7 protein-coding genes are annotated in these 7918 nt (G+C 68.4%); all 7 read right to left on the reverse strand.

Annotation, left to right across the window (positions count from 1 at the left end; genetic code table 11):
* Position 1 precedes the first annotated feature (1 nt).
* A complete protein-coding gene (locus ABE473_RS13105; protein WP_346489763.1) occupies positions 2 to 385 on the reverse strand; it encodes a VOC family protein in 384 nt (127 codons plus the stop codon).
* Entirely contained in the window at positions 382 to 2427 is a 2046-nt protein-coding gene (locus ABE473_RS13110) for a FimV/HubP family polar landmark protein (RefSeq protein WP_346489764.1), read from the reverse strand. The genes ABE473_RS13105 and ABE473_RS13110 overlap by 4 nt, the downstream gene beginning before the upstream one ends.
* Positions 2428 to 2515: 88 nt before the next feature.
* Positions 2516 to 3541, reverse strand: a complete 1026-nt coding sequence (locus ABE473_RS13115) for an aspartate-semialdehyde dehydrogenase (protein ID WP_319212422.1) — start codon at positions 3539 to 3541, stop codon at positions 2516 to 2518.
* Between the two features lie 203 nt (positions 3542 to 3744).
* Positions 3745 to 4800: a D-glycerate dehydrogenase gene (locus ABE473_RS13120; protein WP_346489765.1), complete on the reverse strand. Its 1056-nt coding sequence runs from the start codon at positions 4798 to 4800 to the stop codon at positions 3745 to 3747.
* The gene (aroC, locus tag ABE473_RS13125) at positions 4793 to 5896 is read right to left on the reverse strand and encodes a chorismate synthase (RefSeq protein ID WP_346489766.1); all 1104 of its coding nucleotides are present in this window, start codon (positions 5894 to 5896) and stop codon (positions 4793 to 4795) included. Before aroC ends, ABE473_RS13120 begins: the two co-directional genes overlap by 8 nt.
* On the reverse strand, positions 5886 to 6398 hold the full coding sequence (locus ABE473_RS13130) for a hypothetical protein (RefSeq protein WP_346489767.1): 513 nt from the start codon (positions 6396 to 6398) through the stop codon (positions 5886 to 5888). Before ABE473_RS13130 ends, aroC begins: the two co-directional genes overlap by 11 nt.
* Positions 6388 to 7314 carry a 50S ribosomal protein L3 N(5)-glutamine methyltransferase gene (gene prmB / locus ABE473_RS13135; protein WP_346489768.1) on the reverse strand — a complete coding sequence of 309 codons (927 nt, stop codon included), beginning with the start codon at positions 7312 to 7314 and terminating at the stop codon, positions 6388 to 6390. Before prmB ends, ABE473_RS13130 begins: the two co-directional genes overlap by 11 nt.
* Positions 7315 to 7918: the final 604 nt, after the last annotated feature.

Raw genomic sequence — 7918 nt, forward strand, 5'->3', positions numbered from 1 at the left:
ATCAGGCGGCGTCGCGCTCGGACCACACGGCCAGCTCGTTGCCGCCAGGCTCCAGGAACTGGAATCGGCTGCCGCCCGGGAACGCGAACACCGGCTTGACCACCTGCCCGCCCTGGGCCAGCACGGCCTCGAGCATGGGCTGCAGGTCGTCGGCGTAGATCACCAGCAACGGTGCGCCACCCGCGGAGGCGGACTGCGGCTCAGCACGGAAGAAACCGCCCTGGAAGCGGCCGTCGTCGAAGGCGGTGTAGTCGGGACCGTAATCCACGAACGACCAGCCGAACACCTGCTCGAAGAAGCGGCGGCTGGCGGCGGGATCGCGCGAAGCGAACTCCACGTAGTCCAGGCGGCGCTCCCGCGATGCTACCGGGCGGGCGTCGCTCATCCCAGCCGCGCCAGCAGTTCGCGTGCTTCGGCCTGGCTGTGCGGATCGGCGCCGACGGCCACTTCATGCAGCAGGGTACGCGCGGTTTCGGCATCACCCAGGTCCAGGTACGCGATGGCCAGTTCCAGGCGATCACGGCCGGGGCTGCCGATCGGCGCGATGGGCGCCTCGTCGACGACCGGATCAGCATCGTCGAGCGTGTCGTCCGCGCTGGCGACGTCCGGCGCAGGGTCGTGGCCAGCGCGATCGTCGTTCGCCTCAGAAGCGTGTTCTTCGGTGGTAACCGACTCGTCCGGGAACTCGAACACCCCGCGGAACGACGGCTGCGCCGCAGCTTCCAGCGCGTGGGCCGGCGGCTCGATCAGCGGAGCCGGTTCGCGGAACAGCGCGTCGTCCACGTTCACATGCTGGGCATCAGCGTCGATGCCGTAGGCCGACGCAGCGGTTGCCTCGACCTCCGGCAACACCGGCGCCTCGTCCGTCGCTGGGGTGCTCCAGCGTGCATCGTCGATGCGGTCGTGCGGGGCGGCCTCGTGCGAGGACGCGTCGAGCGCGAAGACCGGCTCGCGACGCAGTCCAGCGTAGACGTCGGCCTCTGCAACGGCCTCTTCGTCGGCTGCGCGATGCGCATCTTCCTGCTGCGCGGCCAGCGCATCCACAGCATCGGCCGCCGGGACGGTCGCCGCCAGCGAGGCGCCCTCGAGCCCCTCACGCGACAGCGGCGGCAATGGCGATGGCTTGCGCCGGCGCACCAGCGCCCAGCCTCCGACCACCAGCAGCAGCACCACCAGGCCCAGCCAGTACCAGCCACCGCCGGCGCTGTCGCGCGTCCCGGGCGCCTGCTCCAGGCGCTGCTGCGCGGCGGCCAGATCGTTGTCCTTCATTGCGATCAGCGACTGCTGCTGGGCCTTGAGCTTTTCCAGCTCGGCCACGCGCTCTCGCAGTTCCTGGATCTCGGCATCGCGCGTGGCGACGTCTTCCTTGGCCTGACGCAGTTGTTCGTTACCCAGCATGTCGCCCTCGGTGCCGGCAGCGGTGCCGGTGGTTGTGCCTGCGGTGGTGCCGGCGGCGGCGACGGCCGGCGCGATTTCCAGGCGCGCGCCCTGGCTCGCTGCCGCGGTCGCGGTGGCAGGTGTCGGTGCAGCGGCGACGCCACTGTCTGCCGGTTGCGGAATGGCGGCGCGCGACTGCCGCCACTGCGCGGTGTGCTCGCGGACGATCGCCGCGGCCTGCTGTGCATCGATCTCGGCCACGCCCTCGGCGCCCGGCGTGCGCAGCACGGCGCCCTGCTTGAGCAGGTTCACGTTGCCCCGGATGAAGGCTTCGGGATTGGCCCGCAGCAACGCGATCATCGCCTGGTTGCGGTTGATGCCCTGCTCGCGCGCCAGCGAACCGGCGATCTGCGACAGCGTCTGTCCCCGTTGCACGGTGACGCTGCCATCGGCGGCAGCGGGTGTGGCGGGCGCAGCGCGCGGCGCGGCCGGGCGCGGCGTGGCAGCCGGCTCCGCACGGCGCGGCGGCGTCGCGGCGACGGGCGCGTCCGTTGGTGCCGGCTCGCGGATGATGGCATTGGACATCGCGCCCGCCGGGGCGACGATCTCCGGTTCGGCCACGGCGGCCGCGCTGTTGGGCGCGTCCACCAGGGCGGAATACTCACGGATCAGACGGCCCTGTCCCCAATCGGCTTCAATCAGGAAGTTCAGCGACGGGGTCACCACCGAGCTCTGGCTGCTGACGCGCACCACGGCCCGACCCTGCGCATTGCGGGTCAACTCGAACTGCAGCTCGCTGACCAGCCCGGACGGCCGTTCCAGCCCGACCCGGGCGAAGGTCGCCGGCGAGGCCAAGGCGACGCGGAGGTTCTCCAGCTCGGCCGGATCGGCGGAGATGACGGGGATTTCGGCCAGCAGCGGCTGGCCCGGCTTGGACAGCACCCGGATATCGCCCAGGCCCAGGGCCAGGGCGGAACTGCTGGCCAGGGCCAGCAGCAGCGTCGACACATACTTGAGCGGACGCACTGCGCCCGGAGCCCGGTTCTTCATGGCGGCCAATATAGCGGCTCCCCCCGTGATCGGCGATGTTTCGATGCGGGCAACCGGCGGCATCCCCATGCCGCCGGCACCCCTGCGATCAGCCTTCGGCAGCGACCAGTTCGGCCAACTGCACGGCGTTGAGGGCCGCGCCCTTGCGGATGTTGTCCGAGACGATCCACAGGTTCAGGCCGCGCGGATGCGACAGATCCTCGCGGATGCGGCCGACATACACCGCATCGGTACCCGAGGCATGGGTGACCGGGGTCGGGTAGCCGCCGGCTTCATGCCGGTCGACCACTTCCACGCCCGGCGAACGTGCCAGCAGCTCGCGCGCGGCATCCGGGGTGACCTTGTCGCGGGTTTCGATGGTGACCGCTTCGGAGTGGCCATAGAACACGGGCACGCGCACGGCGGTGGGGTTCACCAGGATGCTGTCATCGCCGAGGATCTTGCGGGTTTCCCAGACCAGCTTCATTTCTTCCTTGGTGTAGCCGTTCTCCTGGAAATCATCGATGTGCGGGATCAGGTTGAACGCGATCTGCACCGGGAAGCGCTGCGGATCGATTTCCTGGAAGCTGAGCAGCTGGCCGGTCTGCTTGCCGAGTTCTTCCAGCGCCGAGCGACCGCCGCCGGAGACGGACTGGTAGGTGGCCACGTTGATGCGCTCGATGCCGTACTGGCGGTGCAGCGGGGCGAGCGCGACCAACATCTGCATGGTCGAGCAGTTCGGGTTGGCGATGATGCCGCGCGGGCGGTTCTTCAGCGCCTCCGGGTTCACTTCGGAGACGACCAGCGGGACGTCATCGTCGTAGCGGAAGGCCGACGAGTTGTCGATCACCACCGCACCGGCGGCGGCGAACTTCGGACCGAACTCCTTGGAGACACTGCCACCGGCGGAGAACAGCGCGATGTCCACGCCGTTCGGATCGAACGTGCTAAGGTCCTGGACCTTGATCTTCTCGCCCTGGTACTCGATCTCGCCACCGGCCGAACGCGAGGACGCGAGCAGGCTCAGCGTGGCGATCGGGAAGTTGCGCTCGGCCAGGATGGCCAGCATGGTTTCACCGACAGCACCGGTGGCGCCGACAACGGCGACGTGGAAACGACGATCTGGATTGCTCATGAGAACCTCTGTTGGGTCTACCGACCAACGGTCGGTAGCTACCTTGTTTGGGGGATGTGTACCGACCCACGGTCGGTACCTGCCGGAATGTTGAATGTGCGTGCCGACCAACGATCGGTACCTGCCCTGCCTTGGAGATGTGCACCGACCCACGGTCGGTACCTACCGGTTCGGGAACCTCGCCTGTTGGCCAGCGCGGTTCCCTATCGTTTTGCGTCGTCGATTTTTTTGCCGCCCACGGTCGCGCCACCGGCTTTCACGGCAGCGACAGCATCGGCGTTGATCGCGCTCGGCGGGTGGCCGGCATGTGGACCGTGCCCCAGTGCGGCGGTCAGGTTGTCCACGGCCAGCTGCACCATCGCCCGGCGGGTGGCCTGGCTGGCGCTGCCGATATGCGGGGTCAGCACGATGTTGTGCAGGGCGAGCAGTTCCGGGCGCACCGTCGGCTCGCCTTCGAACACGTCCAGCCCGGCCGCGGCCAGGCGCCCGTTGGCCAGCGCATCGGCGAGCGCCAGCTCGTCGACGATGCCACCGCGGGCGATGTTGACCAGGGTGGCGGTCGGCTTCATCTTCGCCAGTGCATCGGCATCGATGATGTGGTGCGAGGAGGCGTTGTAGGGCAGCACGAGCACGAGGTGATCGACCTGCGCCAGCAGGGTATCCAAATCCACGTACTGCGCGCCGACCTCGGCCTCGGTGGCCTCGGGCAGCCGCGAACGGTTGTGGTACAGCACGCGCATGCCGAAGCCGTGCGCGCCGCGGCGGGCGATGCCCTGGCCGATGCGGCCCATGCCGAGGATGCCCAGCGTGCTGCCGTGGATGTCGGCGCCGAGCATGGTCTGGAACGACCACTGCCCCCACTGGCCGTCACGCAGCCAGCGTTCCGATTCGGTGATGCGGCGCGCGGTGGCCATCAACAGCGCGAAGCCGAGATCGGCGGTGGTTTCGGTCAGCACATCCGGCGTATTGCTGGCCAGGATGCCGGCGGCGCTGAGCGCGTCGATATCCAGATTGTTGTAGCCGACGCCGACGTTGGCGATCGCGCGCAGCTGCGGCGCATGGGCGATCTCGGCCGCGCCGATGCGTTCGTTGAGGGTGATCAGCGCGCCGTCGACGTGGGCCAGCTGTTCGGCCAGCATCTGCGGCGTATAGCGGGTGACGTCGCCGGTCATGGCCAGGTCGAAATGCTGCCCGAGCTGCGCGACGACATCGTCGAACAGCGGCTGGCTGACCCAGACCCTGGGGCGCCGATCAGCCATCGATCGTGCCCGGGATGCGCGGGGTGATCTCGCCGACATCGCCGCACTGCGCGCGATGGCGCAGCGCCTGGTCCATCAGCACCAGCGCCATCATCGCCTCGGCGACCGGGGTGGCGCGGATGCCGACGCAGGGATCGTGACGGCCGGTGGTGATCACCTCGACCGAGGCGCCACTGGCGTCCACCGTGGCACCGGGCAGGCGCAGGCTCGAGGTCGGCTTGAGCACGATCGAGGCGGTGACCTGCTGGCCGGTGGAGATGCCGCCGAGGATGCCGCCGGCATGGTTGCTGGCAAAGCCCTGCGGGGTCAGCAGGTCACGGTGTTCGGTGCCCTTCTGCGCAGCGCTGGCAAAGCCGTCGCCGATCTCCACGCCCTTGACCGCGTTGATGCTCATCAGCGCCGCCGCCAGATCGCCGTCGAGCTTGCCGTAGATGGGTTCGCCCCAGCCCGGCGGGACACCATCGGCCACGACGTTGACACGCGCGCCGACCGAGTCGCCGGACTTGCGCAGCGCGTCCATGTAGCTCTCCAGCGCGGGCACCTGGTCGGCGACCGGCCAGAAGAACGGGTTGTCTTCCACCGCGGACCAGTCGAAGCCGGTCGGGGTGATCTCGCCCAGCTGCGAGAGGTAGCCGCGCACGGTGACGCCATGACGCTGCAGCAGCCACTTCTTGGCGATCACGCCGGCGGCAACGCGCATGGTGGTTTCGCGCGCGGAGGAGCGGCCGCCACCGCGGGGATCGCGGATGCCGTACTTCTGCCAGTAGCTGTAGTCGGCATGGCCCGGGCGGAACTGCTGGGCGATGCTGGTGTAATCCTTGCTGCGCTGATCGGTATTGCGGATCAGCAACCCGATCGGGGTGCCGGTGGTACGGCCTTCGTACACCCCGGACAGGATCTCGATCTCATCGGCTTCGCGCCGCGCGGAGGTATGCCGGCTCTTGCCGGTGGCCCGCCGCTGCAGGTCGTGGGCGAATTCGTCGGCGCTGATCTCCAGCCCCGGCGGACAGCCGTCCACCACGCAGCCGATCGCCGGACCGTGCGATTCGCCGAAGGTGGTGACCGAGAGCAGCTTGCCGAAGGTATTACTGGACATGGGGAACCGCATGACGTGGGAAGGCGGCGCGCAGCACGCGCGGCAGGTGGCGCACGGCAACGATGGCCGGCAGCAGGGTGAAACTGAGAATGAACACCGGACGCCCCCAGCCTGCGCTCCAGCCCTCGGACGTGCCGGTGACGCTGGCCACGACCGTGGCCACAGCGACCACCAGGCCCAGCACGAGCGCCGCCGACAGGCTGCGCGACAGCACCCGGTGGCGCTGCAGCAGGGCGCTATCGACGAACACGCAGAGCATCACCGCCACCCCGGCCAGCAGGCCGGCGCTGCCATAGGCGATGCCCTTGAGGTGGTACCACAGCTGCTGCGCCGGTTCGGCGGCGTAGCGGCAATGCAGGGTGTCGCCGACATGGCAGGCGACACCGCTGCGCACGGCCATCATCACGATGACCACTGCGAACGGCAGCAACAACACCATCGGCATCAGCAGGACCAGTTCGGCCCAGCGGATGCGCGGGGCGCGGGCCGGCCTATCGGGCATTAGCCAGCTCGGTGATGCGGGCACTGTGCGCGATCAGTTCGCGGCACTCGACCGCGAAGATGCCCATCTGGCCGACCTTGAACTCGACCCAGGCAAAGTCGACTTCCGGCAGCAGCTTGATCAGGTGCTGTTCGGACTCGCCCACTTCACAGATCAGCAGGCCGTCCTCGCTCAGGTGCAGCGGGGCGTCGCGCAGGATCTTCAGCACCAGGTCCAGGCCGTCGTCGCCGGCGCGAAGGCCCATTTCCGGCTCGTAGGAGTATTCCCGCGGCAGGGCATCGGTCTCGTCGTTGGTGACGTACGGCGGATTGGTGACGATCAGGTCGTAGTGACGGCCGGTCAGGCCGTTGAACAGGTCGGACTTGAGCAGGGTGACGTTGTGCGCCTGCAGACGTTCCTTGTTCTCTTCGGCCAGCGACAGCGCCTCGTCGCTGAGGTCGACACCGTCCACTTCCCAGTTCGGGTAGTAGTGGCCCATGGCGATGGCGATGCAGCCCGAGCCGGTGCACAGGTCCAGCGCGCGATGGACGTCGCGGCCGGCCAGCCACGGTTCGAAGCCACACTCGATCAGCTCGGCGATCGGGGAGCGCGGCACCAGGGCGCGCGTGTCGCTCTTGAAGCTCAGGCCGGCGAACCAGGCCTCACCGGTCAGGTAGGCGGCCGGGACACGCTCGTCGATGCGACGCTGGAACAGGTCCAGCACGCGCACCTTCTCTTCCTGCAGCAGCCGCGCCTGGCCATAGGCCGGGCCGAGGTCATGCGGCAGGTGCAGGCTGTGCAGGACGAGCTGGGTGGCTTCATCCAGGGCGTTGTCATAGCTGTGCCCGAAGGTCAGCCCGGCGGCGTTGAAACGGCTGGTGCCGTAGCGGATCAGATCGATGATCGTGTGGAGTTCGGCGGCCGTTTCGGCAGTCATGGCGGGGCAACAGACAATGTGGCCCTCGATTATAGGCGCTGGGGCGGGCCGGGGCATCCGTTGCAGTCGAAACAGGCCAGGATCAAGACAGAAGCCAATGCGGCGGTTGTCAGTCCGTGGGTTGGCGCGGCGGGGGTGGGGTGGAGGGTCGCGCCGTAAACCCATCCCTGGGGGCTCGACAAGCGGCATCCATGCCGCTTGACGGTCCCGCCACCCCACCCCCGCCACGCCTTTGACAGTTGGTTGGTCCTCTTGAGCACAGCCAAGGCCAGGGCTGCTGTCGCGAGTCTCACGCGCCGAAGACTGCCTTGTAGTGCCGAGCCATGCTCGGCATTTCTCCAACAGCAACCAGTGCTCTGCCACCCAAACGCTGAGGTTTCGACGCCGGGCTGTGCAGCTGGCTCTGCTTACCCATACGCACCGGCCAACTGTCGAGGTGGCGGCACGGGTGGGTTTTCGGGACCGTTGAGCAGCATGGATGCTGCTCACGAGACTTATCTGTTCGGAATCTGGCAGCTTAGGTGCCGAGAGCCGGCGTGGGCCGCCGTACGAGCCTGGATCTGAGCGATCGCCATGGAGCTTGGCGCCCACGCCGGAATCTCCC

It is taken from the genome of Stenotrophomonas sp. TWI700 (genome assembly GCF_039673645.1).
Classification (GTDB): Bacteria; Pseudomonadota; Gammaproteobacteria; order Xanthomonadales; family Xanthomonadaceae; genus Stenotrophomonas; species Stenotrophomonas maltophilia_AA.

Bases quoted from the DNA above. Each gene is read 5' to 3' on its own strand.
- ABE473_RS13105 (WP_346489763.1), bottom strand. From the start codon at position 385: ATGAGCGACGCCCGCCCGGTAGCATCGCGGGAGCGCCGCCTGGACTAC.
- ABE473_RS13110 (WP_346489764.1), bottom strand. From the start codon at position 2,427: ATGAAGAACCGGGCTCCGGGCGCAGTGCGTCCGCTCAAGTATGTGTCG.
- ABE473_RS13115 (WP_319212422.1), bottom strand. From the start codon at position 3,541: ATGAGCAATCCAGATCGTCGTTTCCACGTCGCCGTTGTCGGCGCCACC.
- ABE473_RS13120 (WP_346489765.1), bottom strand. From the start codon at position 4,800: ATGGCTGATCGGCGCCCCAGGGTCTGGGTCAGCCAGCCGCTGTTCGAC.
- aroC (WP_346489766.1), bottom strand. From the start codon at position 5,896: ATGTCCAGTAATACCTTCGGCAAGCTGCTCTCGGTCACCACCTTCGGC.
- ABE473_RS13130 (WP_346489767.1), bottom strand. From the start codon at position 6,398: ATGCCCGATAGGCCGGCCCGCGCCCCGCGCATCCGCTGGGCCGAACTG.
- prmB (WP_346489768.1), bottom strand. From the start codon at position 7,314: ATGACTGCCGAAACGGCCGCCGAACTCCACACGATCATCGATCTGATC.